The organism is Curtanaerobium respiraculi (assembly GCF_024609215.1).
Classification (GTDB): Bacteria; Actinomycetota; Coriobacteriia; order Coriobacteriales; family Eggerthellaceae; genus Curtanaerobium; species Curtanaerobium respiraculi.
Genome location: NZ_JANIPD030000040.1, coordinates 31,360 through 57,143 on the forward strand (window position 1 = coordinate 31,360; position 25,784 = coordinate 57,143).

Consider the following 25,784-nt stretch of genomic DNA (forward strand, 5'->3'; position numbering starts at 1 on the left):
CCGGCCCGTAAATTCCTTACTCATGCGATCCTCAGGTGATCCTTGAAGAAAACGATAAACGACGATAAAAAAATTCATAAACGATAAACGACGATAAAATTCGGGCTCGGCCATTCAGATGCTCTTGAAATGGCGAAGCTCACGCAGGGCTATGCTTTCGCGTTCCAGGTGCTCGGTTATTTGACATGGAAGAACGGGGGCGATTATAAAAACGCTCTCGGGAATTACAAGCTTTACCTTGACGAGTTCGTATATGACAAGATGTGGTCGGAGCTTTCACGGAAGGACAAGCTCGTTCTCTTTGGGATGGCGAAGGCGGGCACGGGAAAAGTCTCTGACGTGAAGTCGCTTCTGAACATGGAGAGCAACGAGTTCAGCCCCTACCGGATACGCTTGATAAGGAAGGGCTTGATTTCCGGTTCGGAACGCGGATACGTCGCCTTCACCCTTCCGTTGTTCGATCGATATGTTCTGGAGAACTACGTGGATTGATTCAGTTTTGGGCAGTTGCACCCGAAGCGGGTAGCCGATGAATTCGCGTTCATCGGCTTTCCCGCATGACCGCGCTAATGGGTGGCGGATTCGAGGACGGGGCCTTGCCGGGGCGGCCGCGCCCCGCGGCGGGGCGCGGCATTACGAGTTGTACACGTCCAGCAGGCGAAGCAGGTCTGCCACCTGGTTCCTCAAGTCGTCTCCGGCGTCGGTGTCGGCGATGCGGCGCGGCGGGTCGTAGCGCTCCACGACGCGTGCGTGCGAATGGATGTCGGCGTCCTTCGTGACAACCTCCTCCTTGGTGGGGTAGGGCTCGTGCGAGTACAACGTGAGCGCGTGCGCATCGCTGACCAGCGTGTATCCGGCAATGCCCGTGGTTTCCCGGTACGCGGCGGACATGCCGCCGTCGATGTAGATGATCCTGCCGCCCACCTTCACCGGATCCTCGCCGTCCTTCACTTTCACGGGCACGTGGCCGCAGATGATATGGGCGGTTTCCCTGTCCAGCCCGAAATCGTCGAACACCGCATCGTAGCTGCTGGCATCTTCGAACAGCTTGTAGAACGCGTTCTTGTTCTCCTTGCGCGCGGACTTCTCCGCCACAAGATAGCTTTCGAACGTCGCCATCTTGCTCTTCGCGAACAGGGGCGATCCCTCGCCCAGCCACATGTACCACATCAGATCCCGGCCGCGCTTGCGCTCCTCGGGGTAGAGCGAGGTGAACGCGCGGTAGACCCATTCCTGCATGGTGTCGAACAGGGCCTTTCCCGAACATCGCTGCCCGAACACATCCACCTCCTCTAGGCTGCCGTTCTGGTTCATGGGAACGCAGGCGTGCAGCAGCAGGTTGTTGTTGCATATCTTGTACAGGCTTCCGGATTCCAGCAGGAAGCGCACGTGGCGCTGCAGCTTTTCCGACGTGGTGAACGCATGCTCCAAATGAGCGACGACTGCTTCCTCCTCCGGGGTGAGCGCGTAGGGGTCGGCGCGATCCACCGTGGGGAAATAGGTGTCGGTGAGCTCGTACTCCACGCCCTCCACCATCACCGTGCCCGCCTCCCAATCGATGCGATGAAGCAGCTTGCGCCCCTCCAGGCCGAACGTGGGGTTCTCGTCGATCAACGCGGCCTCCACCTTGAACTGGATGATCGCCATCGCCTTCTGGATTTTGACGCTCATCTGCGCCTCGAAGGGCGAAAGCCCCGGATCCGACTTCAGCCCGAACGCCGTGCAGGGGTCGTCGCGGTACGTTTCCAACGCGAAGGTCGCCAGCGGGAGGATGTTGATGCCGTAGGCGTCCGCCAGGATGTCCAGGTTGCCGTACCGCGCGCAATTGCGCACCACGTGCGCGATGCAGCCGCGCTGGCCCAGGCTGGCGCCCATCCACACGATGTCGTGGTTGCCCCATTGCACGTCGACGGACGGGTATCGCATCAGCAGGTCCATGATGGCGTCGGGCGAAGGGCCGCGGTCGAAAATGTCCCCGATGATGTGCAGGCGGCCGACGGTCAGGCGCTGTATGAGGAAGCAGAGGTCCTGGATGTACGACGTGGCCTCGCCGGTGTCCACGATCGTGTTGATGATCGCATCGCGGTACGCCTCCTTCGCCGGGCCCTTTTCCGCGATGAGCTCGTCGATGGCCTGTGCGGTGGGGCCGGAGAGCATCTTGTCCACCACGGAGAGCGGCAGGGCATCGGCGGCGTGCTTCGCCACCTCGGCCAGGTGCCGCAGCACCGAGACGCACCAGGCATCGGGGTCGGCTTGGTGGGCGAGCGCGTACTCGAGCTTGCCATAGGGGTAGGTGACAAGCGTCGCCAGCGCCTGCGCGTCCTGCTCGGGGAGCGCATCCCCCAGGGCCTCGTCGATGAGCTTGCGGACGGAGCCGCTGCCGTTGCGCAGGATATGGGCGAATGCGCGGTATTCGCCATGGACGTCCGAGAAGAAGTATTCAGCCCCCTTGGGGAGCTCGAGCTCGGAGGTGAGCCTGATCAACTCCGCCGCCGCCTCAGCCTTGGTGGGGAAGCGCTGCGACAGCAGTTCCAGATAGCGTTCGTCAGTGGTTTGCATGATCGGCTCCGCTCACTCGGTTTGTTGTTCCCGCCGCCCCCCATTTTAGACGACTTCATGTATTACAATCGTATGGCAGCATCTCATCTTAAGGAGGTTGTATGGGCAAAGATGCCACCATGCACGTTCGTATCGATCCCGCGGCGAAGGAAGCGGCCGAGGAGATTTTCGAGAACATGGGCAGCAGCCTCTCAGAGGCGACGCGCGTCTTCGTGAACGAGGCCATCAAAGCCAACGGCCTGCCGTTCCGCCCCATCTCGACCGTTGGGAAGGGGCAGATGAAAGCCCAGGGCATTCTGCATGTGTTCGCACATCAGGAAAAGCGCGAAGCGGAGCGCGAGGCTTGGATCAGATCGCTGAGTGATAAATATGAGACTTTTAATCGATGAGACCGTCATCCTCAGGTATCTGCTTGAGGACAGCAAGACGAATTTCCGGAAAGCGTGCTCGGCCATATCGTCCGGTGATGCCTACACCTATCCCGAGATCATCGCGCGCGTGGCCGTCGCGTTGCGCGATGTCTACGGCGTTCCCCGCACCCAGATCGGCTACACGCTCGAGAAGCTGCTCGACGATATCTACGTGGTCGAAGAGGATGTGGTGCGCTATGCCGTGCGGCTATTCGGATCGAGCATGCTCGATTTCGTGGACTGCCTGCTCGTAGGGCGCAACGCGCTGCACGGCGAGCAGATCATGTCCTTCGACAAACCCCTGCTCAAGCGGACGCTCATGCTGTAAGGGCGCAAGGGGGAGCGGCGGAGGCGCGCTCGATTCGCACGCGCCTCGCAACGACTCTGAAGGCCGCGGATCCCCAAGGCGCCGCCCGTTTCCCTTCGCAACGTGTCAGCTGCCTGCTGCCTGCTCGGCTCCCGCGGTCGTTCCGTCCTCTGAGGCGGCGGTATTCCCTGCGAGCATGAAGCCCACATGCATCTCGTTCTTGCCGACGTTGATTTCCATAACGCAAGCGCGCGTGTCGAGCGCGCCCGAAGGGTCGATGACGGCAAGGGTGTAGGTCCCCTTCCATCGGCCCGGGATGGGGACCTCGGTGCCCGGAGCTACCTTGACCGCGGCAAGCGGTTGGAGCTGCACGATGCCCGAGCGGGCATCGTCGGTGAGCTCATCTTGCACGGCTCCCTCGTAGACGCAGACAAGGCAGGCATCGCGTGCCACCTGCGCGTTCGTATCGACCTTCACGAACAGGCTGCCTGTCCAAAGCGCTTCGACTGCGAGTGCGGAAGCGGCGACGAGCAGGATGAGGACGGCGATGACGGCATGTACGTTATGCCGTGTCGATTCCTGTTCTTCGACGGGAGCCTGCTTTCTCGGTCTTGCCATCGATGCGTGTGACCTCCTCGATATTGCGCATGCAGTCTCTGCGGTGCGGGCTTTTCGCTACCATTATATCAACAGTCGAGATGCCCGGGGACCGCGCACGGCTACATGCCGACCAGCCCGATGCCCGGGGTGAAGGTCGGCGCGCCGGGATGCCACTTCGCCGGGCAGACCGCGCCGCCGGCTTCGGCGACGAATTTCGCAGCCTGCAGCAGCCGCAGCAGCTCTTCGGCATTGCGGCCGATGCCGTCGGCGTTTATCTGGTACACCTGTATGCGGCCCTCGGGATCGACGATGAATTCCCCACGGTCGGCGACACCGCCTTCGGCGCGCATGACATCGAAATCGCTCACGAGCACGTGGCCGGGGTCGGCGAGCATGGGGAAGCGCACCTTCGAGACGCGCTCGGATTCGTCGTGCCAGGCCTTGTGCACGAACTCGGTGTCGCAGGATACGGAGTAGACCTCCGCCCCCTCGTTCACGAATCGATCGTATTGCATGGCGAGATCCTCGAGTTCGGTCGGGCACACGAACGTGAAGTCGGCCGGGTAGAAGAAGAACACGCTCCAGTGCCCGAGCACGTCGTCCTTGGTGACCGTCTTGAACGCACCGTCTTGGTAGGCACGTACCGAGAAGTCGTCGATCTGCTTATTGATGAGTGTCATGGTTATCACTTTCTCGAGTCATCGGATTGCGAATCCCCGCATGCCGCCCCGCCTTCGCCCGTCGGCGATCGCGCGCATCCCCATCAATCGGAATGCCGGGATGCGGTTGGGCGCGGGCGGGGGAGAATACTGCGGCATGCGGGCGGGGTTTCCAGCGCTATGCGGCAGCCTCCTTCCTGCGGTAGCCGAGCCAGTAGATCAGCCCGACGAAGATCGCACCGCCGACGATATTGCCGACCGTCGCCAAGCTTATGTTGTATATGACGCCGCTCCAGCTGAGGGGTGCCGCTCCGTATCCGAAGGACGACGCGATGACGCCCATGGGGAGGAAGAACATGTTCGCGACGCAGTGCTCGAAACCCATGGCGACGAACGCCATGACCGGGAAGATCGCCGTGAATATCTTGTCGATGACCGTGCGCCCCGCAAAGCCCATCCAGACCGCCAGGCATACGAGCAGGTTGCACATGATGCCGCGGAAGAATATCTGGTCGGGGCCGAGGTTGATCTTGCCGGCGGCAACCGCGACCATCTGCGCGCCGATGGTGTTGTCCCCAGCCTTCGTGCCCATCAGGCCGCAGCCGAAGATGATGCCCACCAAGATGAGCGAGCCGATGAAGTTGCCCAGCCAGACAACAGCCCAGTTCTTCGCCACGGCGCTCCAGCGGATCTTCCTGCTGCCCGCTGCCATGACCAGAAGCACGTTGCCCGTGAAGAGCTCGGAGCCCGCAACGATGACGCAGATCAGGCCGAGCGCGAAGCATAGGCCGCCGAGCACGTTCGCCGCTGCGAATCCCAGCGTCTGATCGGCCTTGACATATGTCATGAACAGGGCCCCCATGCCGATCTGGATACCGGCCATGATGGCCAGCACAACCGTTCGCCCCAACTCGAGATTGGCCTTGCCCGTACCGACGGTCTCGGCTTTCGCCTCGAGGGCGGCTGCGGAAATGCAATCGGGCTTCGTAGACAGGATGTCTTCCTTCGTGATATGTTCCATCCTCGTTCCTTCCCTCCTTAAAGCGGGTCTGGACTGCTTGCAAATCGGCGGCGTGAATAGCTTCGGATGCACGGGGCCTTCCTCAGCGTGCCGCCACGGGTTTCACATCGGGGAATTCCCCGCCCTCCTTCAGGCGCTCGTAAATCCATATGACCGAGTCATGCACGGCGGGCGTCAGCGCACCGAAGAAGTCCATGTGGGCAGGCTGTATTCCCAGAAAGACGATCTGCCCGCACGCGTTCGACAATTCCTCGAGCATGAGCGAGATGGGCAGCGAATGCGTTGTCATGAGATAGTTTGCCGCCACGTCGTCGGCCGTGAGGGTGCGAACCTCTCCCGGCGCGAGCTGCATGTCGGCAGCGTCGACGACGACCAGCAGGTCGGGCTTGCTGCGCCGGATGACCGAGAGGTAGTCTTCGGGCATCTGCCCGCCATCGAGCACATCCCACCCCTCGATCGGCTCGTCGAGCATCATCTTGGCGAGCATCGGGCCCGCGGCATCGTCGCCGCGCAGCACCGCGCCCACCGTCAGGACCGTCTTACCGCTCATGGCCTGCGCTCCCTTCCCATAAGGTAGAGGACGCGGTCGCGCTTCATCGCCTGTAGCATCCCCGAGAACTCCTCGAGCCAGGCGCGGCACTCGCCGTCGGCACCCTGGGCCCGCCCGCACGCCTCGAGCGCGCGGGCGATCGGCTCGTCGAGCACGGCGAGCGATTCCTGGTCGACCTGTATCTCCCCTTGGCGCAGGATGCCCTCGAGCTTGTAGCGCGCCGCATCGTCTTCCACCAGCGCGCATATGCGGCGGTACTGCGCGAGCGGGCAGCTCAGCCGTGCGCTGAAGCAATCGATGACGCCCGTGTGGTGCCCGACTGCGAGCGTGTAGTACACGATATCGGTCGAGTCGGGGTCCACCGAGCGTTCGTTGTCGACGAATTTGCGACTGAGCTGGTAGAACACCACAACCGGCTCCTGCGGCGCCCGCGCGGGGCCGATGACGAGCGAGGCGGGGTCGGCGTGCTTCGCCCGCATCGCCTTTTGCGCCTGGCTCGAGATGGCGGTTCCCATGCCCCTCACCTCTCGGCGGCGTCGAGTATCGCCTGCGCGTTCTCGCCGGGCATCGTCCCGGGCGGGACGATGCGCCGCAGCCCTTCGCGCAAGAGCTCGTTTTCCTTCTCGGGCCCGACCGCCATGGCCATCAGATCGTCGCGCAGCGTGCGATAGACCTCGACCTTGCGCGGATCGCTCTCGCGGACGATGAGCTCGTTGAGGTTGGCGTAGACGCTCCCGTCCTTCTCGAGCGTCTCGAGGAAGATGTCCGAGAGGTCCTGCCCATAGCGATATCCCGAGTACAGGCGCGCTTTACGCTCGATCGCCGTGCGCACCTTGTAGGGCACATCGGAGAAACGCAGCGTCGCCTTGACGCCCGGCTCCTCCACGGTGTCGCTATGGTGCAGCTTCTGCCCTAGCAGCCCGAGCACGAGGGCGAACCCGTATACGGTTTGCGCGGGCGTCGGCGGGCATCCCGGGATGTAGACGTCGACGGGGATGACCTTGTCCGTCCCGCCCCACACGCAGTAATTGTCGTGGAAGATGCCGCCGGTGCATCCGCAGGCGCCGTAGGAGACCACGAGCTTGGGGTCGGGGGCGGCGTGGTAGGCGCGAAGGCCCGGCATGCGCATGGCGCGGGTGACCGCGCCCGTGTACACGAGGACGTCCGCGTGGCGGGGGCTGGGCGTGTTCTTGATGCCGAAGCGCTCGGCATCGAACACGGGGGTGATCGTCGCGAAGATCTCGATCTCGCAGCCGTTGCAGCCGCCGAGATCGCATCGGTAGATGTACACCGAGCGCTTGATGTCGTTGAGCAGCGCCTGCTTTGCGGCCTGCACGCTCTCATCCAGCGTGATCTTGTCAGGACGGTACTGCAGCCGTTCCGATACCCTGTGGTCGATGATCATCGGGATGCACCTTCCCTTCTCTGCTCGGCGATGCGCCGCGCTTCGGCCATGGCGTCGGCGCTGGGCTCGGGCGTCGGATCGCCCATTGCCTGTATCCGGTCGCGGGCGCGGTAAGCATCTGCCTTGCGCTTGCAGTCGGGGCAGGTGCGCACGAGCGCAAGCGCTTGCCGAATCTCGTCTTCGTCGGCATCCTGCGTCAAGATGCGCGCGGCATAATCGACCTCCTTCTGCGATGCGAAGTACGCGCCGCATTCGGCGCACTTCTGCAGGGGGTAGCTTGCCGTCTCCTCCAGGTCGTTCTTGTCGAACACGGCGAGTTCGAACTCCTTGGAGAGTTTGATGGCCTTCGTGGGGCACACTTCCTCGCAGCGCCCGCAGAATATGCAACGTCCGAAGTTGATCGACCATGTTGTCAGCCCCTTGCCGACGTCGATTTTCATCTGGATGGCATTGGGCGGGCAGGCGATCGCGCATGCCGCGCAAGCTATGCAGTCGGCCACATCGTGCACGGGCTTGCCGCGGTAATGCTCGTGCTGGTGCAGCGGTTCGAACGGATAGCCCGTTGTCGCGTTGCCGGTCCTGAGGACCTCCTTGATGGTTTTGAGCATCTTGCCACCTTCCTCACATGTCCAGCGGGCTATGGCGGCGGGTGCGACAGTAGTTTTCGAGCTGCTGCTTCGTCACCACCTGCTCTTTGTCGTTCGTGACGTCGACGATGGTCACGCGCTCCGTGCATGAATAGCACGGGTCCAGCGACCCGACGATGAGGGCGGCATCCGAGATGGTGTTGCCGCGGAACATGTAGCGCAGCACCGGCCAGTTGCTATACGTCGAGGCCTTCGCGCGCCAACGGTAGCATTTCTGGTCGTTGCCGATCATCGACCAATGCACATCCTCGCCACGCGGCGCCTCGGTCCAGCCCAGGGCGAACTTGCCGGGGACGATGTCGAACTTGTCGTTCAGGACCGGCCCCGCGGGAAGCTCGGCCGAAAGCAGCTCCTCGATGATGTCGAAGGAGTCGTTCACCTCGCCGGCTCGCACGAGGGTGCGTCCGAGGACGTCGTTGGTGTCGGCCGTGATGGGCTTGTGCCTATCGGCTATCGCCTTGTACCCGTCGAAGGGGTGCAGCCAGCGCGCATCGCGTGCGAACCCGCTGCCGCGCACAAGCGGTCCGACCGGACTGTAATCGCGCGCTATCTTGGGGTCGAGCACTCCCACGCCCTTGGCGCGGTTGATGAAATTCGGCGTGGATATCAGTTCGGCGACCAAGCGGCTCACGTCATCGCGCAGCTCGCCGATCAGGCGCAGCGTCTCGAGCTTCTGCTCGGCCAGTATGTCGCGCCGCACGCCGCCGATCAGGTTGTAGCCGTAGGTCTTGCGCGCTCCCGTGAGCAGCTCGGCGAGGTCCATCGCCTTCTCGCGCACGCGGAAGAAGTGCTGGAAACCCGTATCGAAGCCGCTGTAGTGGCAAACGAGCCCGAGGTTGAGCAGATGGGAGTGGAGCCGCTCCGTCTCGAGCATGATGGCGCGGATGTATTGGGCGCGCAGGGGCACCTCGATGCCCTGAGCGCGCTCGATCGTCTCGACGTAGGCGACGGAATGGGCGTAGCCGCAGATGCCGCATATGCGCTCGGCGAAAAACGATACGGCATCGTAGTCCAAGCGTGCCTCGGCGCACTTCTCCATGCCGCGGTGGATGAAGAACATGCGGTAGTCGGCGTCGACGATCTCCTCGCCCTCGACGTAGAGGCGGAAATGCCCCGGCTCGTCGGAGGTGATATGCATCGGCCCCATCGGGATCGTGGTCGTCTCGCGGCCCTGCGTGTCTTTCAAAAACTCGTAGTTCTCGATATCGCGCGTGGGCGCCGGGCGGTAGCGGTAGTCCATCGCGTCCTTGCGCAGGGGGTACATCCCCTGCGGCCAATCATCGGGCAGCACCAGGTTGCGGTTGTCGATGATGCCGATCGCGTGCAGGCCGAACATATCCTGCACCTCGCGCTCGCTCCACACAGCAGCGGGCACCTTGGGCGAGACCGCGTAGAACTCGCAGGTGTCGGCGGGAACCTCGACGCGCACTTGGAGCATGCAGCGGTCCTCTTCCTCCATCGACAGGACGTAGTAGAGCGCGAACTTGTTTATGAGCGGGCGCTCGTCGTTGCCCACCATGACGGGGAGCCATCCCCCGCGCTGGTAGTACAGGTATTCGATGATCACCGGCGCCGAGTCCGCTTTGACGGTCATCACCGGCTGGTTCTCGGCAGCCCAGTTCACATCCTGCACGGCGCCCGGAAAGCGCTCCTTGACCGCTTCGATGTGCGTTGCGCCGGGACGGGCCTTTGCCTTGCTTTTCGGCATGGTGCCTCCTCTCTCTAATTTCTGCTGGCGAGCGTTGCGACGCCCGAAAGGAGCGAGCCCGTATCGCCAGGATCGACATCTTGCTGCATGACGATGCCCGTCGCATCGTTGACGCCCGTCATGAGGGGTTGCGGCAGTGCGACGCCGAACCATAGGATGACGAATGCCAAGATGACTTCGGGCGCAAGCGCCAGGAACGGCATATCGCGTTTCTCCATGTCAGGGGGCGCTTGCCCGAAGACCGAGGTGGCGACGACGTGGACGCATGCCGCGACGACGACGGTGAGCGCCAGCGCGAACAGCACGAGTATCCCCAGATAGCCGCCCTGGAATCCGGCCACGAACGCGCCCATCTCGGACGTGAACATCGCGAAGGGCGGGAACCCGGCCAGCGCGAAGAACCCGACCGTCAGAAGCACGGCGGTCGTGGGCATGACCTGCAGGACGCCCGCCACCTTCGTGAGGTCGCGCGTCCCGTACTTGATGAGGACATTGCCCGACAGGCAGAACAGCAGCGCCTTGGTGAAGCCGTGGAACACGCAATGCAGCAGGGCTGCCGCGACGCCCACCGGGCCTCCGAATCCCAGGCAGAGGATCACGATGCCGATGTTCTCGCAGGAATGGTAGGCGAGCTTGCGCTTGAGGTCGTCCTGCACGAAGACCGCGCCCGCCGCGACGAAGACCGATAGGGCGCCGAGCGCGATGAGCATCGTCTGCGGGAACTGCGTTCCGATGCAGCCGACGGCGATGATGTAGAAACGGATGATGACCAGCACCGCGCATTTCAGGAGCACGCCCGACAGCAACGCGGATACGGGGCTCGGCGCCTCGGAGTGCGCGTCGGGCAGCCAGGTGTGCATGGGGAAGAGCCCCGCCTTGGTTCCGAAGCCGATCACCGCGAATACGAAGGCGATGGTGACGATCGTCGGGTCGAGCTGCGGGGCGATGGGCACGATGGAGGTCCAGAAGATGGCCGTCTCGCTGTCGCCCATGACGTCCGCCGCGTTCGAGTAGATGAGCAGCGTGCCGTACAGGCCGAACGCGACGCCCACCGTGCATACGATGACGTACTTCCACGCCGCCTCCAGGGCGAGCTTGGTTTCATAGCACCCGACGAGGAACACGGTCGCCAGCGTGGTGGCCTCGATGCATATCCACATCATGACGATGTTATTCGACGTGGCTGCGAGCAGCATTGTGAACAGGAACAGGCTGAAGAAGGCGTAGTAGTTCTTCACCTGACGCCCGGAGAGCTTGCCGGCGTCGTCCTCATGCTGGATATAGGGGATGGAGAAGATGCCCACGAGCACGCCGATGACCCCTATCAGGATGACGAAGATGCTCGAGAGCGCGTCGAGCCTGAACCACATCCCGCCGGCCGTGATGACCTCGCCGGTCGTGAATCCTTCGAACACCAGGTACACGCTCAACACGAGCACGGCGGCGATCGACATGACGTGGATGGTCTCGAATGCGAAGCGCGACACCGACTTAGGAAGCACTGCCATGACGAGCGTGGCGGCAAGCGGTGCTATCAGCAGTGCGATGAGCAGAGTCGAAAGGCCCATGCGATATCACCTAACCCTTCAGATCCATGAGGTTGTGCGCGTCGAGCGTGCCGTTGACGCGGTGTATCTTCATGGCGATGATGACCATGATGACCACGGCGAACACGGCGTCGGTCGCGATGCCGGTCTCGACGAGATGCGGTGCCGTCGGCGCCAGCAGCGCCAGCGTCACGTGCGAGCCGTTTTCCATGAGGCAGTAGCCGAAGACCTGCTTGACGATGTTGCGCTGCGACACGATGCAGGTGAGGCCGATGAAGAAGTGCGCGAGCGAGATCGCCAGGGCCGGATGCACCTCGGCGGCCGTGGGCAGCGCGATGTTCATCACCGCCAGATAGCAGATGATAAGTTCGAGCACGACCAATATGACGCACGCGATAGGCGAGAGCTTGGTCTTCAGCTCCACGTCGGCATCCGGCCCGAGTTTCTTGATCGTGTGCAGGATGATGCCGGGGACGAGCAGGACCTTCGTGACGAAGGCCGTCGCCGCCCAGGTGAACAGCTGCACCGATCCGGTTGTGAATGCCAACGCGACGAACATCGAGACCAAGACGAGCGATTGCAAGGCGTACATGAATGCAGCGGTGCGCAGCTTGCGGGATAGCACGACAAGCGTAGAGGTGATCACCAGTACGCAACCGAGCAGATTGACGAGTACATAGCCTGTGGTCATTTGCTCCCCCCTAACCGAGCCATGCAGCAGCGATGAAGCTGGAGCAGAACGTCATGATGATGAGCAGGATGAATACGGCGCTCATCGCCTTGGGAACCGGTGCCGAGTTCTCGACTGCCTCGCTCGGCTCGCCGGACATGACGCTGCCGATCCACTTGAGGAACCACATGAAGCAGACGACCGTCTCGATGAGCGCGACGACGACGATGAACATGAGCGGACCGTTGCCCGCGGCGGCCATGAATCCTCCCGAGAAGATGTAGAACTTGGAGAAGAACCCGTTGAGCGGCGGGCAGCCCGCGATGGCGAGCGCCGCAACGCCGAAGCAGACGCCCAGCAGGGGACGCTTGCGCATGAGGCCCCTGATAGCGGGGAGCATGCGCGTTCCCATCGTCACGCTGAACGCGCCGGCGAGCAGGAAGAAAAGCGTCTTGGCCCAGGCGTGGTTGAAGATGTGCATGATGCCGCCTTCGAACGACATGCTGCTCCCGAAGATGTAGAACCCGAAGCCCAGGAAGATGTAGGAGAGCTGGCTGATCGTCGAGAAGGCCAGAAGGCGCTTCATATCCGTCTGCGGCAGGTACATGAGCAGTGCGAACACGCAGGTGAGGATGCCGCCGATAACGACTACCCAGCCCACGACTTCGGAGACCGCGCCTGCGCAGATGAGGGCGCGGGCGAACACGCACACGCCGACCTTGACCATCGATGCGCCGTGCAGATACGCCGAGACCGGCGTGGGGGCGTCCATGGCCGAGGGCAGCCACATGTAGAACGGCAGCTGCGCCGACTTGCCCCACGCCGCGAACAGGATCGCGAGCATCACGAAGGTCTTCCATCCCGGGGCGAGCCCTTCGATGGCGGCGAGCTCGAACGAGCCCGTCTGGGCGAACAGGGCCACGGTGGCGATGTAGAGCCCCAGCGAGCCGATGTGGGTGACGATGAGCGCCTTCATCGCGGATGCGCGAGCGGAGGCCGTGTCGTAGTAGCCGATCAGCGCCCACGAGCAGGCGCCCGTGATCTCGAAGAACACGAGCTGGCTGACGATTGTGGAGCTGAACACCAACCCCGGCATGGCCGCGATGAAGATGATGAGGAACACGTAGAAGCGGCGGCGGGGCTCATCGGGATGCTCGCGATTGGCCGGCGTGAGGTACGCCGTCGAGTAGATCGCGACGAATAGGCCGATGATAACGAAGGTCGGAGCGAGCAGGCAGCTCACCTTGTCGAAGACGAAACCCATGATGGGCACGGTCCCGAAGGAGAGCCATGTCACGGTCTGAGGCTCCATGCCGCCTTGCGCGAAGAGCGCCGCCGTGGCGAGCGCAGCGAGCGAGGCAAGGGCCGCACCCGCGATGCACAGCGCCTTATCGGCCTTGCGTGGCGATACCACGATCAGAAACGCGCACGCGAGAGGTATGAGGATTGAAAGAGAGGCAGTTAACAGCATCATCATGATTCCCCCCTTTCGCTATATTCCCAGCAGGCAGAATGCGAAGGCGCAGACTGCGACGGTGACGATGAACCAGGTTTGCCGGCCCGTGAGCTTCCAGCGCACGCGGCTGACGACGTTTTCCACCACCATCGTGACGAGCAGGATGGCGATCATCTTGAGCAGGTAGAATCCCGTCCCTATCAGCACGTTCGCAGGCGAGAGATCGACTGCGCTGCCGAAGGGGATGAAGATCGCGATCAAAAGCGTCGCGACGACGGCCTGTTTCATGGGGATCGCGATGTGCATCATCGCGAGCGAAGGCCCCGACATCTCGGACAGTGGGCCTTCTTGCAGCTCCTGCTCGGCCTCGGCGAGGTCGAACGGGAGCTTGCCCATCTCGACGTAGCATGCCAGCGCGAAGGCGACGCCCGCGATGACGAAGCCAAGGACGTTGCGGATCTCGCCGGCGCCGACGGCCATCCCCATGTCGCCGACGTTCGTGGTGCCGCATGAGATGGCGGCGACGAAGAGTGCGAGCATGAGCGAGGGTTCGACAAGCGTGCCGATCAGAAGCTCGCGCACGCCGCCGGTCCCCGCGTAGGCTGAGCCCGAGTCGAGGCCGTAGAGCGAGAAGAAGAAACGCGGCAGGGCGAGCAGGTAGATGATCAGGATCGCGTCCGCCAGAAACGGCAGCGGGCTGAAGCGCGTTGCCATGGGCAGCCCCATCGCGAGCACCACCATGGTGCCGATGTAGAGCGGCGGCGTGAGGCGCGCGATCTTGCTCGAGGCGTTGCTGTGGACATCGGGGCGCTTGAGCAGCTTGGCGATGTCGTAGTAGTCCTGGAAGACGCTCGGGCCCTTGCGCGTGTGCATGCGCGCCCTGAACTTGCGGCCGATGCCCGAGAAGAGCGGGGCGAGAAGCACGAGCAGGATGCCCTGGACCAAGGCGATGATGATCTGAAGGATATCGATAGTCATAGTGAGCACCCCCTTACACCAAGGTTACGGCGAGGACGAGGAAGACGACGAGCGCGATGACCACGTACATGATGTAGACGCGGAAGTCGCCTCCCTCCAGCTTGCTTGACAGATTTCCGAGCCAGTTGACGAACTTGCCCGTCGGCTCGACCAAGGCGACGTCCCCCCAGTTCTGGGCATGTTCCGCCCATGACTGGAGCCTCGTGAAAGTCGAGGCGAAGGCGGGGCTTGTCGCGGAGAGCTGCTCGCGCAGACGGTACAGGGGCGTCCAGAATTGCTTGACCTGGGCTCCGACGCTGTTGGCGACCAGCGGCATATCCGGTGTCGGCTGGTATCCGCATGCCCATGGATCGGGCTCCCACGAGACGCCTTTGCGCGCCTTGAGGCCGAAGATGGCGGCCACAAGCCCGATGGCGGCAACGAGGAGCACCGCGAGCAGGGGCGTGGATATCGCCGCGGAGATCGCGGGGTTCACGAGCATCGTGCCGCTCGCCGCATCGATGGCGGCCTGCCCGGCGATCGTCGCCGCGGCTCCGACGAGCGTGGGCACGATCCAGGGGGCGCACACGCCCAAGGCGATGCAGATGAGGGCCAAAAGGACCATGGCGAGCTTCATGGGGGCGGGAACCTCCTTGGCGCTGCGCGCGGCGTCGCTGCGCGCGTCCCCGAGGAAGGTGACCCCGTACGCCTTCACGAAGCAGGTGACGGCAAGCGCGCCCGTGATGGCAAGCATGACCGTGCCGAACGCGCAGACCAGGCGTATGACCGGGTCGGCGCCCATGGCCGCCGTGATGAGCCCCTGATAGGTGAACCACTCGGACACGAAGCCGTTGAGCGGGGGTATGGCAGATATGGCGAGCGACCCGATGAGGAAGCAGATTGCCGTCGTCGGCATGGATTTGCGCAGGCCGCCCAGGACCTCCATGTTGCGCGTGCCCGTGGCGAACAGCACCGAGCCCGCCCCGAGGAACAGCAGCCCCTTGAACATGGCATGGTTGATCAGGTGGAACAGCCCCGCCAGCAGGCCGAGCACCGTGAGCAGCGGGAAGTTCGCCGCCGCGCCGATCAAGGCGACGCCGACGCCGAGCAGGATGATGCCGATGTTCTCCACCGAGTGGTAGGCGAGGAGGCGCTTGATATCATGCTCGGCCAGCGCGTACGCGACGCCGAGCACCGAGGAGACGGCCCCGAACAGCACGACCATGACGCCCCACCACAGCTGGCACCCGGATGCGCCGAGCAGGTCGAAGCCGACCTTGACGATGCCGAAGATGCCGATCTTGATCATGCCGCCGGACATGAGCGCCGACACATTGGAAGGGGCGGCGGGATGCGCCATGGGCAGCCAGGAATGGAACGGGATCATGCCGGCCTTGAAGCCGAAGCCGAGGAATGCGAGCACGAAGCACAGCGATGCGATCGCCGGGGCGAATTGGGTCTGGCGGTACGCCGAGAACTCGAAGCTCCCCGTGATGGCCGCCATGATCAGGAAGGAGATCATGATCATGAAGAAGCCCACGTGGGCCATCACGAAGTACATGAAGCCGCCCTTGATCGATGCCTCGTTCTGCTCGGTTATGACCAGGAAGTACGAGGTCAGCGACATGAGCTCGAAGAACACGAGGAACCAGAACATGTTGTCGACGCAGATGACGCAGTCCATCGACGCGATGAACAGGTTCATGAAGAAGCACATCGTCCCGATGCCGCTGCCGCGGTACTCGTCGAAATACGAGAACCCGTACACCCATGCCGCGAGGGCAAGCGTCGAGATGACGGCCACCATGATCGCCGCGAGGGGATCGAGCCGCAGCGAGAACGTGAAGAACACCGTCTCCACGCTCAAGCTCGCAACGGGGGCGAACAGAGCTTGGATGCCCGCGATGAGCGCGAGTATCGCCGCGATGGCGCCCGCCGTGCAGCCGGCGACTTTGCCGGCGTCCTCGTTTTTCCCGCATGCAAGTGCGAGCAGGGCGCCGATTGACGATACGCCCAATGATGCGATGAGCAAGTTCATTGCGCCTCCCCCCTCTCCGAAGCGACGTCGTCCCCGTCGTCTGGGTTGCTGGCCCCCAGCATGGCGAGGCTGTCTTGCCCCGCCTTCACGCGCCGGGCCGCAATCTCGTGCTCGTCGTCTGCGTCCTCGACGAGGCGCAGGGCGTTGGTGATGCACGCATCCACGCAATGCGGATGGCAGTCATCGTATGCGCACAGGTCGCACTTGACGGCTGCGGCGTACACCCCGACCTCCCATCGCAGGATCGGATTGAGGGATGCCGGGAACGTCGGTGTGAGATATTCCTTGCCCTCGATGCCCGAGATGGGCGTGCCGTACATGTGTATCGCGCCGAACGGGCAGGCGACCGCGCATAGTTTGCAGCCGATGCACTGATGCTCGTCCACCCTGATGCAACCGTCGGGATCGCGCCGGATGGCATTGACGGGGCAGACCTTCAAGCAGGGCGCCCCCGCGCAATGATGGCAGGTTACCGAGGCGACCACGTCGCGGCTCTCGTATAGGGCCAGGCGCGGCTCGTCGAGCAGGCCGGCCTTGCGATGCCCTTCGCTGCACTCCGCGCGGCAAGTGCCGCACGCCACGCATCGATTCGGATTTATTGCGATAAAGCGATTCATTATTCACCCCTCACCGGAATAGCAGCTCGCCTGTTGGATATACATGGCACGAGAAGCCCGGGCAGGCATCGAAATGCCTGCGCAAGTTCGGGATCTCCTCGTCCAACTCGCCGCACTCCCATGACGATCAGGCCATGGCGCGCTCGCGCAGCTCGGCCTTGCCTTCGATCTCGTTTATGACCTGCTCGTCCTCGCGCGGGCCGTACTGGAGGTTCGCCTTCATCTCCAGGCGCTCCTTCAATTCCATGTACAGCTCCATGCAGTGCTGCTCGGCCCACACCTGGTCGTCGATGCGCTCCACCTGGCAGGCGCTATACTTGTCCTCCGGCGTCTCCGAGCGCATGTCGACATGGTGCAGGGCGAGGTCGTTGCACTTGCCGATCCACCATTGGTAGGTCATGTACAGCGCGCCGTCGTTGACACGGTCGTCCACGAACGCGCGCGTGATGATCTTGCCGCGCCGCGAGTACGCCCAGATCAGGTCGTTGTGGCTGATGCCGCGATCCGCCGCGTCCTTGGGGCTGATGTGCGCGTATCCGGGCTCGTCGGCCAAATCGGTGAGCTCGCGGCAATTGCCCGTCATGGAGCGGCAGGAGTAGTGGCCCACCTCGCGCACCGTGCACAGCACGAGCGGGTACTGCTCGTCGGGGAGCTCCGAGGGAAGCTCGAAGTCGTGCGCGATGAGGCGGGCGCGCCTGTCGGGGGTCGAGAACTGGCCGCCCAAGAACAAGTCGGGCGTGCCGGGATGGTCCAGCGTGGGCAGCGGCCATTGCGCGTGCCCCACGCCCGCCATCTTCTCGTATGTGGCGCCGTATGCCCCCGGCCACAACGCGCGGCATTCCTCGTCCCAGATCTGCTGCGTGTTCTCGTAGTGCATGGGATAGCCCATGCGCGTCGAGAGGTCGGAGATGATCTCCCAGTCATGGCGGCATTCGCCCTTGGGCGGCACGGCCGCGGTGAAGCGCTGGAAGGTGCGGTCGCAGGCCGTGAACACGCCTTCGTGCTCGCCCCAGCTGGTCGCCGGGAGCAAGACGTCGGCTTCGGCGCAGGACTGCGTCATGAAGATGTCGAGGCACACGAACAGATCGAGGCAGGAGAGCTGCTCTTTGAGGTGCCGTGCGTCGGGTTCGGTTTGCAGCGGGTCCTCGCCCATGTTCACGAATGCGCGGACCTTGCGCTCTTCCGCGAGGTGCCCGATATTGGAGACCTTGTAGCCCACATGGTCGGAGAGCTTCTCGACGGGGATGTGCCATGCATCGGCGAACTTCTGCTTCACCTCGGGGTTCGTGACGTTTTGGTAGCCGGGGAAGAAGTTGGGCAGCGCGCCCATGTCGCAGGCGCCCTGCACGTTGTTCTGCCCGCGCACCGGCGCCAGGCCCGAGTTGGGCTTGCCGATCTGATGCGTGATGCAGGCGATGGCCGCGCACGTGTGGACCGCCTCGACGTTCTGGCGGTGCTGGCACACGCCCATGCCCCAGCCCAGGATGGACGAGGGCTCGGCGGTCGCGTACATGCGCGCCGCCTCATTGATCATCTGCGGGTCGATGCCCGTGATGTCCTTGGTCGCCTCGGGCGGGTACTTCGATACGACCTTCACGAAGTCCTCGTATCCGGAGGTGTGGTCGCGTACGAATTCCTCGTCGACGAGCCCCTGGTCGATGATCGAGTAGGCGAACGAGTTCAAGAACGCGATGTTGCTGCCGTTTCTGAGCGGCAGGTAGATATCGGCGATGCGCGCCGTCTCGATGAAGCGCGGATCGGCGACGATGATCTTCGCACCCTTCTCCTTGGCGCGCACCACGCGGCGCGCGACGAGGGGATGCGAGGTGTTGGGATTGTAACCGAACAGGAAAATGCAGCCGGCGTCCTCCATGCCGGGGGTGCCGCAGCTCATCGAACCTGCTCCAACTGTGTCAATCAGACCGACGACCGTGGGGCCGTGTCAAGTACGGGCGCAATTATCGATGTTGTTCGTGCCTATGCACGCGCGGGCGAAGCGCTGCATGACCAGGTTCGACTCGTTGCCCGTGCCGCGCGAGGAACCGGTCGTGTATATGGCGTCGGGGCCGTACTTCTCCTTGATCCGAGTCAGCTTCTCGGCCACGTAGTCGAGCGCCGTGTCCCATGAGACGCGCTTCAGCGGCTTGTCCTTCGCCGTGCGCATCATGGGATGCAGAAGACGCGGCGTGAGAATCTTCGTGTCGTTGATGAAATCGTAGCCGCTGTAGCCTTTGAGGCATAGCTCGCCCTCGTTCGCGAGGCCCATCAGCGGCTCGACGCCGACGACACGTCCGTTCTCGACAAGCAGGTCGAGCTTGCATCCCGTACCGCAGTAGGGGCAGACTGCCATGTGTCGTTCCATGCTACTTTCCCATCCTCTCTTTCCAAGCCCTCTCATCTGTGGGAACGCGCATCATGTGCGCGTGGAAACCGATCGGCCGGGCCTGCCGTGCCCCGCGAGCTCGGCGGCGGCCCCCTCGATGCTTTGGCGCTGCAGGTCCTCGGCGGTGGTAAGCTGCAGCGCGCCGGATGTGCACGCCTCGACGCACGCCGGGCCTTGCGGGCGGTCGACGCAGCGGTCGCATTTGATCACGGCCGCCTGGGATGTCGCGGCGACGGGAAGGTCGCCGAGGGCTGCCGCGTTGCGGTGCTCGATGACATCCACCGCGCCGAAGGGGCACGCGATCACGCAGCTGCGGCATCCGATGCAAAGCTCCAGGCGCACGCCCACGCGATCACCATCGCGATAGAGCGCGGCTGTCGGGCAGGCGGCCGCGCAAGGAGCGTCTTCGCAGTGGCGGCACAGGATGGGCGCGGTCATGTCGTCTGCTATCTGCATCACGTTCAAACGCGCTATGGGTATATCGCCTGGAACATAATGCTTGACGAGACAGGCTGCCATGCACGCCTTGCATCCCACGCATACACGAGGATCGGCAATAACGAACTTGCTTGCCATAGGTGCCTCCGATTCCCCTCTTCTCCTCCTTGCCCCCGAGACGCAACCAACTGCGAGACGAGGGGTGCTGACTTTTCAATAAGGCGCTTGCAATACACGCCTTCAATCGCGCAAAGGGATGACCCGCATCACATAAAGAACTTCTTCTCGGTACAGTGCCCTGTTCTTTGAAGAAGTGGGAAGCACACAATTCCTACATTTGGAATTATAGCTTCATGGCCATTGGAGTCAAGCTAACTGTTCTCGATTTTCTAAAATTATTTCTATTTATGCAGGTGAAAAGCCATTTTTTATTATTTAGGCCATTTTTATCGAATCGGCTTTATTTTTAGGTATGTGTACCAATCGCAATACATAAATACAAGATTTCTGTGATTTTCAGCATATATGAATGTATAACGGTCATGATACGAAATAGGTACTTGACCACGTGTTTCCCGTTTTATTCAGCAGAAAGCGGGATAATCCGATGCCGAATCGGGGGCTCTTCGGCATATCCCGGAGCACGCGTGCCCGGATTTGGCTGTAAACGGGTTCGATCGGCGCGGCAACGACCGCATGCCTCTCCTATGCGAACGCCGGGTCGGCGAAACGCTCGCGGCGCGCACCGTGCAGCAGGCGCCAATGGAGCGCTCGGCGGGCCTCCATCTGCGTATCGGCGAGGGGCCGCTGACGCTTGCCGAAGCTCTTCTTGATGCCTTCCATGATGCCGTTGAACGCATCGTAGTCGCCCAGCTGCTCGAGGGTGAGCCCCATGGGGGAAGGCCGAGCAGTTGGTGCACGTCGCGCTTGCGGGCGTCGTGTGCCATATTCCGGGACGGTGCCGACGGCTCCCAGTACAGGTCGGGGACGATCGCGGCACCCCATGACGCGCCGCGCTTCGCCTTTGAGGGGGTGGGGCGGTTCAGCCCGGTGGCGGGAATCGCGAAACCGCCGCGGAAGCGGGGCATGGCGGCCATGAGGGCGATCTGGCTTTCCTTGGGCGATCGCGAGCTCGCGACGAGCCAGGGGGCCACGTGTCGGGCGCGAATCGGAGGAGGGCGGACTGGGCACGCATCGAATCGCGTTAGGCGAGGGCGATGCAGTCGTAGCGGATGGCCTTGCCGGCAAGGGAATAGCTGGGCTTGACGCCGGCAAGGTGGGGGCCTTTGGGAGGCCGCTTGATCACGACTTTGCGCGGATGAGCGGCGAGAGCCGCTTCAAGCAGGTCTTCGGCGTCCGCGCAGGGCAGCTCCAGCAGATGCAGCAGCTGGAACTTCTTCTTGACCGCCGCGCTCTTGCTGCGCTTGGGGAACATCGGGTCGAGCAGGACGACGTCGGGTCGGTATCCGAGGTTGCGCAGGGCGGGGATGCTGTCTGCCCCATGCAACGTCATGCGGGCGACGATCGGGGCGAGCTCATCCGACTCGCGTGCCCGTTCGAGCGCGTTTGCAAACAACGCGAATATGGCCGGGTTGCTCTCATAGAGGTCGACGTCGAAGCCGGCTGCGGCCAGAAGCAGCGCATCGCTTCCCAGGCCCGCCGTCGCATCCACCGCTCGGGGGTATGCGGTGCCGGTCTTCGCGGCCTTCACCAGCAGCTCGGAATTCAGCCGCGCCGGACTCAGGCGGGGAAGGAGGTCGGCGAAATCGGGGCGCAGCTCCATCCCGTCGGCTGCGAGCGCCAGGCCGGATCGGTCGAACCGCAGCACGATATCGGACGCTCGCACATCAGACGCTTCGATTGCCACGCGGGCATCGAGTTTCTCCGCCAATGCGGCGGCACGGTCGCGGTACTCAGGTTCGGTGGCGTGCACGCACATTGCACGGTTACCGGGAGGGGCGGAAGAAAATGTGCTAAGGGGTTCGTGCTCGGTGGATTGCGGGCGCGGTGCTCTCCGCAGGGGATCCCTCGTCGGCGCGCAAGCTGCCTGCTTTGCCGCGGTGGCAGATGGAAGAGGGGAACCGGATTGAGCCATGCGGTCGGAGGCGGGGAAGGACTCCGCTGCGACGGAGGATCGAGGAGGTGGGTCGCAACGATGATGCGCCCTTCGGCGCGCTTCCGACTCCGTTGCGGCGGGGGTTTGCGACGAGGGGTCGGAATGCCCAGGCTCCGATGGGCTGCCCATCGAGCAGGACTTGCCCGCCGCACCATGCGCAAACGTTCGACCCATGCTTCCTCCTCAGGCTGTTTAGGAACTCCTATCAATCCGTTCGAGCATGCACCGTATAGTATCTATATGTTTCTTGAAACGCTATATGCCGTATGGACAGAAGTCTCAGAGGGAGTTTCGAGACAGCCCCCCCTCATAGCTTCCGCTTTCCTTCCAAGAATACACCGCTTTTTGTGGGGACGGAGCTTTCCCCGGCGGATGCAGGGTATGAGCAGTATCCTGAAAGCCGTGCGTTCGATCCAAGTGGGTAGGATTCGAATGCGCGTACTACCACAAAGAGCTGGCTAACCAGCACGTCCGACTGCGCACGAGGGAGCGGAGCATGGCAGAGAAGAAGGATTATGGCGCGCTTGCGCTGAAGATGGTCGAAGCGCATCGCGGTAAGATCGAGGTGACGAGCAAGGTGAAGGTGGAGACCCGCGAGGATCTTTCCACCGCATACACCCCGGGCGTGGCAGAACCTTGCCGTCGAATTGCCGCGAACCCGCATGATGTATATCGATACACATCGAAGAGCCATACGGTGGCGGTCGTGACCGATGGCACTGCAGTGCTGGGGCTGGGCGATATCGGACCTGCGGCCGCCCTACCGGTCATGGAGGGCAAATCCGTGCTGTTCAAGCAGTTCGGCGGCGTGGATGCGTTCCCCATCTGCCTTGATACCAAGGATACGGACGAGATCATCGAAACCGTCAAGCGCATCGCGCCCGGTTTCGGCGGCATCAACCTGGAGGACATCTCGGCACCGCGGTGTTTCGAGATCGAGACCCGCTTGCGCGAGGAGCTTGACATCCCCGTTTTCCACGATGACCAGCACGGCACCGCCATCGTGCTATCCGCCGGGCTGTTGAACGCGCTGCGCGTGGTGGGCAAGAGCCTTGAATCCGTGCGCATCGTGATCAACGGTGCGGGGTCGGCGGGCATTTCCATCGCGCGGCTGCTGATCGAGCTGGGCGCGCAGAACATCGTGCTGGTCGATTTGAAGGGCGCGCTCGCCGAGGGCGAGGGCTGGATGAATCCCGCGCAGGCGGAGATGGCGAAGGCAACCAATCCCGAAGGCGTGCATGGAGCGCTGGCGGACGTGCTTGCCGATCGCGACGTCTTCATCGGCGTGTCCGCCCCGGGCATCGTGACGGCGGACATGGTTGCCGCGATGGCGCCGGATGCGATCGTGTTCGCTATGGCCAACCCCATCCCTGAGATCATGCCCGACCAGGCGAAGGCGGGTGGGGCGCGCGTGGTGGCCACCGGACGATCCGATTTCCCGAACCAGATCAACAACGTGCTCGTGTTCCCCGGCGTCTTCCGCGGGGCGCTGGACGTCGAGGCGAGCGATATCACCACGGACATGAAGATCGCCGCCGCGCGTGCGATCGCGGATCTCATCTCCCCCGAAGAGCTGTCCAAGGAGTACATCATCCCGGATGCGTTCGACGAGCGCGTGGCCCGGGCCGTGGCTCAGGCCGTGGCCGAATCGGCGAAAGCGGGAGGCGTGGCACGGGCGTGACAAAGGTCCCTGACAAAGGTCCCGGTGACCTTTGTCACGCCCAGCGCGCTTGGGACGCAGCGCGTCCCATGTCCGGCTCTTCCATCGGGTAGGTGGTAAAAGTCCAAGACCTCTGCCCCCGTGCGTCGGGCGGGTGACAAAAGTCTCCGGGACCTTTGTCCGTGTGGGTCGCTTCCGCTATCCGAGCATGTCGGGGGTAAAAGGTAGCAGCGGTGCTTGGTTTTCGGTGCGGTCGGCGATGGACTTCTGCATCCAGACGATGTCGTACCAGCGGTTGAACTTCAACCCGATGCGGTCGAGGCGGCCCACCCTTTGGTATCCCAGCCTCTCATGGAAGCGGATGCTGTCGTGGGAAAGGTGCTCGGTTTCCTCTTCGGAATACGAGACGCATGCGAGCATGTTCACCACGCCTTGCGCGCGGCAGCATTCTTCGAGCTTCGTGTACAGCTTCCTTCCCGCTCCGAGCCTTCTGTGCTCGCGTCGCAGATAGATGGATGTTTCCACGTCCCAATCGTAGCCCCGCCTGGCACGATAGCGCGAAGCATAGGCGTACCCGACCATCTCCGATCCGCATTCGGCGACCAGGTACGGGTACATCGCTTGGATGGAGCGGATGCGCTCTTCGAATTCGCCTACCGTGGGAACATGGGTTTCGAACGTCACCGCCGTGTCGGTCACGTATGGGGTGTAGATATCCAGCAGGTCGGCAGCGTCCTGCGGCGTGGCGATGCGAATGCGGATCTCATCCTGCTTCGATTCCAACGCAATCCTCCTTTTTCGTTCCGCCGGTTCTCCCGCCGGCATGCCCGCGCCCGTCCGGGGAAAGTTGCCGGGCGGACGATAGGCTGCGCCGCAATGCAGCTTGAACATGCGGCATGCAGAGAATACCCGCCGAGCCGCGGCATTGTTTCGAAAATCCCGATATTCCGTCTGGTTCGCGATATCTCCCGAATCAGGCGTTTTGCATTCGATTCCAATTCAGAGGAATCCCGTGTGGATTTTAAGATGTCGAAGGATTATTAGATTGTACGCAATAAATATGTGTACAATGAAATATATCGAACACGTGAAAAGAGTACAGAATGAAAGGGTTGTCATGGGCATTTCCGATTCGCTGAGCAAGCGCCGTACCATCTACCAAATCAACAAGCAGCTTCCCGTTTCCGAGGGCGAGATCTTGGCGCAGGTGAGGAAGATCACCGAGCTGGTTCCCGACGCCTTCAACATGAAGAGCGCTCGCGTGGTCGTCGCTCTGGGCGATAAGAGCACCGCACTATGGGATGCGATTTACGATGCATTCGAGGGCAAGGTCGCCCGCGAGAAGATCGACGGGTTCGCCGCGGGAGCGGGCACGATCCTCTACTTCATCGACACCGCCGTCGTGAAGGGGATGCAGGAGCAGTTCGCCTTCTATGCGTCCAACTTCCCCATCTGGGCCAACCAGGCGAACGGCATGCTGCAGATCTCCGTCTGGACTGCGCTTTCCGAGATGGGCATGGGTGCGAACCTCCAGCACTACAACCCCGTCATCGACGAAGCTGTCCGCACGATGTTCGGCCTTCCCGAAAGCTGGCAGCTGGTCGCCCAGATGCCGTTCGGCGGCGTGGTTGCCCGCCCCGAGGAGAAGCCAGCGGAGGACATCGACGCACGTGTGAAGGTGTTCGCGTAGTGGATGTCCCGCGGCTTGAGCTGCGATGAAGGTTGTCGAAGCGAGGCGGGCCGACGTGCGGACGTGACAAGCAACCGCATTGTTTGTCACGTCCAATTGCAGTGCGCATGGCACCGCAGGAGTTTTCCCGCGATTGGAGTAATCGCTGAGGATCAACTACAAGCCGCTTGCCCGCAGTCGCGACGCTTTCTACGATTTCATCGAGCGAAAGTCTGATGAAAAGGCTTGCCGCGCTGGAAGGAGTGCAGAGCAGGCAGGACATTGTTCAGCCGCGCAAGGGACAGCGACCCTACCAGCCCAAGCTGAGGGGCGACGCAAGCGTGACAGACAATGCGGTTGCCCGTCA

Annotated in this window: 25 protein-coding genes; 5 read left to right on the top strand and 20 right to left on the bottom strand. The window is 62.7% G+C overall.

Going from position 1 to position 25,784, the window contains the following annotated elements; all coding sequences use genetic code 11:
* Window positions 1-129: 129 nt before the first annotated feature.
* A complete protein-coding gene (locus NOV21_RS09020; protein ID WP_283170717.1) occupies window positions 130-492 on the top strand; it encodes a hypothetical protein in 363 nt (120 codons plus the stop codon).
* Between the two features lie 141 nt (window positions 493-633).
* Here the strand turns inward: NOV21_RS09020 and NOV21_RS09025 are convergent, their stop codons facing one another.
* Window positions 634-2,559 (bottom strand): fructose-1,6-bisphosphatase, encoded by a 1,926-nt coding sequence (locus NOV21_RS09025; RefSeq protein ID WP_283170718.1) that lies wholly within the window; start codon window positions 2,557-2,559, stop codon window positions 634-636.
* A 101-nt stretch (window positions 2,560-2,660) separates the two neighbouring features.
* Between NOV21_RS09025 and NOV21_RS09030 the strand changes: the two genes are divergently transcribed.
* Window positions 2,661-2,948 (top strand): type II toxin-antitoxin system RelB/DinJ family antitoxin, encoded by a 288-nt coding sequence (locus NOV21_RS09030; protein WP_283170719.1) that lies wholly within the window; start codon window positions 2,661-2,663, stop codon window positions 2,946-2,948.
* Window positions 2,929-3,297: a type II toxin-antitoxin system VapC family toxin gene (locus NOV21_RS09035; RefSeq protein ID WP_283170720.1), complete on the top strand. Its 369-nt coding sequence runs from the start codon at window positions 2,929-2,931 to the stop codon at window positions 3,295-3,297. Before NOV21_RS09030 ends, NOV21_RS09035 begins: the two co-directional genes overlap by 20 nt.
* A gap of 105 nt (window positions 3,298-3,402) precedes the next feature.
* On the opposite strand, the gene NOV21_RS09040 is transcribed toward NOV21_RS09035, so the two are convergent.
* The 18 genes from NOV21_RS09040 to NOV21_RS09125 all read right to left on the bottom strand — a co-directional run bounded on the left by NOV21_RS09040 (window position 3,403) and on the right by NOV21_RS09125 (window position 21,905).
* The gene (locus NOV21_RS09040) at window positions 3,403-3,894 is read right to left on the bottom strand and encodes a hypothetical protein (protein ID WP_283170721.1); all 492 of its coding nucleotides are present in this window, start codon (window positions 3,892-3,894) and stop codon (window positions 3,403-3,405) included.
* A 101-nt stretch (window positions 3,895-3,995) separates the two neighbouring features.
* The gene (locus NOV21_RS09045; protein WP_283170722.1) at window positions 3,996-4,556 is read right to left on the bottom strand and encodes a redoxin domain-containing protein; all 561 of its coding nucleotides are present in this window, start codon (window positions 4,554-4,556) and stop codon (window positions 3,996-3,998) included.
* A gap of 157 nt (window positions 4,557-4,713) precedes the next feature.
* Window positions 4,714-5,556 carry a formate/nitrite transporter family protein gene (locus NOV21_RS09050; RefSeq protein WP_283170723.1) on the bottom strand — a complete coding sequence of 281 codons (843 nt, stop codon included), beginning with the start codon at window positions 5,554-5,556 and terminating at the stop codon, window positions 4,714-4,716.
* An 82-nt stretch (window positions 5,557-5,638) separates the two neighbouring features.
* Entirely contained in the window at window positions 5,639-6,106 is a 468-nt protein-coding gene (gene hycI / locus NOV21_RS09055) for a hydrogenase maturation peptidase HycI (RefSeq protein ID WP_283170724.1), read from the bottom strand.
* Window positions 6,103-6,621, bottom strand: coding sequence for a formate hydrogenlyase maturation HycH family protein (locus NOV21_RS09060; protein ID WP_283170725.1), 519 nt, complete (start codon window positions 6,619-6,621; stop codon window positions 6,103-6,105). The genes hycI and NOV21_RS09060 overlap by 4 nt, the downstream gene beginning before the upstream one ends.
* A 5-nt stretch (window positions 6,622-6,626) precedes the next feature.
* A complete protein-coding gene (locus NOV21_RS09065) occupies window positions 6,627-7,511 on the bottom strand; it encodes an NADH-quinone oxidoreductase subunit B family protein (RefSeq protein WP_283170726.1) in 885 nt (294 codons plus the stop codon).
* Window positions 7,508-8,119, bottom strand: coding sequence for a formate hydrogenlyase complex iron-sulfur subunit (locus NOV21_RS09070; protein ID WP_283170727.1), 612 nt, complete (start codon window positions 8,117-8,119; stop codon window positions 7,508-7,510). The genes NOV21_RS09065 and NOV21_RS09070 overlap by 4 nt, the downstream gene beginning before the upstream one ends.
* 13 nt (window positions 8,120-8,132) lie before the next feature.
* A complete protein-coding gene (locus NOV21_RS09075) occupies window positions 8,133-9,866 on the bottom strand; it encodes a hydrogenase large subunit (RefSeq protein WP_283170728.1) in 1,734 nt (577 codons plus the stop codon).
* A gap of 14 nt (window positions 9,867-9,880) precedes the next feature.
* Window positions 9,881-11,434: a hydrogenase 4 subunit F gene (locus tag NOV21_RS09080; RefSeq protein ID WP_283170729.1), complete on the bottom strand. Its 1,554-nt coding sequence runs from the start codon at window positions 11,432-11,434 to the stop codon at window positions 9,881-9,883.
* A 10-nt stretch (window positions 11,435-11,444) separates the two neighbouring features.
* Window positions 11,445-12,104, bottom strand: coding sequence for a hydrogenase 4 membrane subunit (gene hyfE / locus NOV21_RS09085; RefSeq protein ID WP_283170730.1), 660 nt, complete (start codon window positions 12,102-12,104; stop codon window positions 11,445-11,447).
* A gap of 10 nt (window positions 12,105-12,114) precedes the next feature.
* Window positions 12,115-13,560, bottom strand: a complete 1,446-nt coding sequence (locus NOV21_RS09090) for a hydrogenase 4 subunit D (RefSeq protein ID WP_283170731.1) — start codon at window positions 13,558-13,560, stop codon at window positions 12,115-12,117.
* 15 nt (window positions 13,561-13,575) lie between these two features.
* Complete coding sequence (locus NOV21_RS09095; RefSeq protein ID WP_283170732.1) at window positions 13,576-14,517, bottom strand: respiratory chain complex I subunit 1 family protein; 942 nt, start codon at window positions 14,515-14,517, stop codon at window positions 13,576-13,578.
* Between the two features lie 13 nt (window positions 14,518-14,530).
* On the bottom strand, window positions 14,531-16,534 hold the full coding sequence (hyfB, locus tag NOV21_RS09100; protein ID WP_283170733.1) for a hydrogenase 4 subunit B: 2,004 nt from the start codon (window positions 16,532-16,534) through the stop codon (window positions 14,531-14,533).
* Window positions 16,531-17,151 (bottom strand): 4Fe-4S binding protein, encoded by a 621-nt coding sequence (locus tag NOV21_RS09105; protein WP_283170734.1) that lies wholly within the window; start codon window positions 17,149-17,151, stop codon window positions 16,531-16,533. Before NOV21_RS09105 ends, hyfB begins: the two co-directional genes overlap by 4 nt.
* A 127-nt stretch (window positions 17,152-17,278) precedes the next feature.
* Window positions 17,279-19,549, bottom strand: coding sequence for a formate dehydrogenase subunit alpha (gene fdhF / locus NOV21_RS09110; RefSeq protein ID WP_487277365.1), 2,271 nt, complete (start codon window positions 19,547-19,549; stop codon window positions 17,279-17,281).
* A 15-nt stretch (window positions 19,550-19,564) separates the two neighbouring features.
* Window positions 19,565-20,110, bottom strand: coding sequence for a 4Fe-4S dicluster domain-containing protein (locus NOV21_RS09115; RefSeq protein ID WP_283170736.1), 546 nt, complete (start codon window positions 20,108-20,110; stop codon window positions 19,565-19,567).
* A 567-nt stretch (window positions 20,111-20,677) separates the two neighbouring features.
* Window positions 20,678-20,866, bottom strand: coding sequence for a hypothetical protein (locus NOV21_RS09120; RefSeq protein ID WP_283170737.1), 189 nt, complete (start codon window positions 20,864-20,866; stop codon window positions 20,678-20,680).
* Window positions 20,867-21,176: 310 nt separating this feature from the next.
* Window positions 21,177-21,905, bottom strand: a complete 729-nt coding sequence (locus NOV21_RS09125) for a class I SAM-dependent methyltransferase (protein WP_283170738.1) — start codon at window positions 21,903-21,905, stop codon at window positions 21,177-21,179.
* Window positions 21,906-22,584: 679 nt separating this feature from the next.
* Here NOV21_RS09125 and NOV21_RS09130 point away from each other — a divergent pair.
* On the top strand, window positions 22,585-23,769 hold the full coding sequence (locus NOV21_RS09130) for an NAD(P)-dependent malic enzyme (protein WP_283170739.1): 1,185 nt from the start codon (window positions 22,585-22,587) through the stop codon (window positions 23,767-23,769).
* A gap of 177 nt (window positions 23,770-23,946) precedes the next feature.
* Here the strand turns inward: NOV21_RS09130 and NOV21_RS09135 are convergent, their stop codons facing one another.
* Entirely contained in the window at window positions 23,947-24,531 is a 585-nt protein-coding gene (locus NOV21_RS09135; protein WP_283170740.1) for a GNAT family N-acetyltransferase, read from the bottom strand.
* A 334-nt stretch (window positions 24,532-24,865) separates the two neighbouring features.
* On the opposite strand from NOV21_RS09135, the gene NOV21_RS09140 reads away from it, so the two are divergent.
* Complete coding sequence (locus tag NOV21_RS09140; protein WP_283170741.1) at window positions 24,866-25,438, top strand: nitroreductase family protein; 573 nt, start codon at window positions 24,866-24,868, stop codon at window positions 25,436-25,438.
* Window positions 25,439-25,784 lie beyond the last annotated feature (346 nt).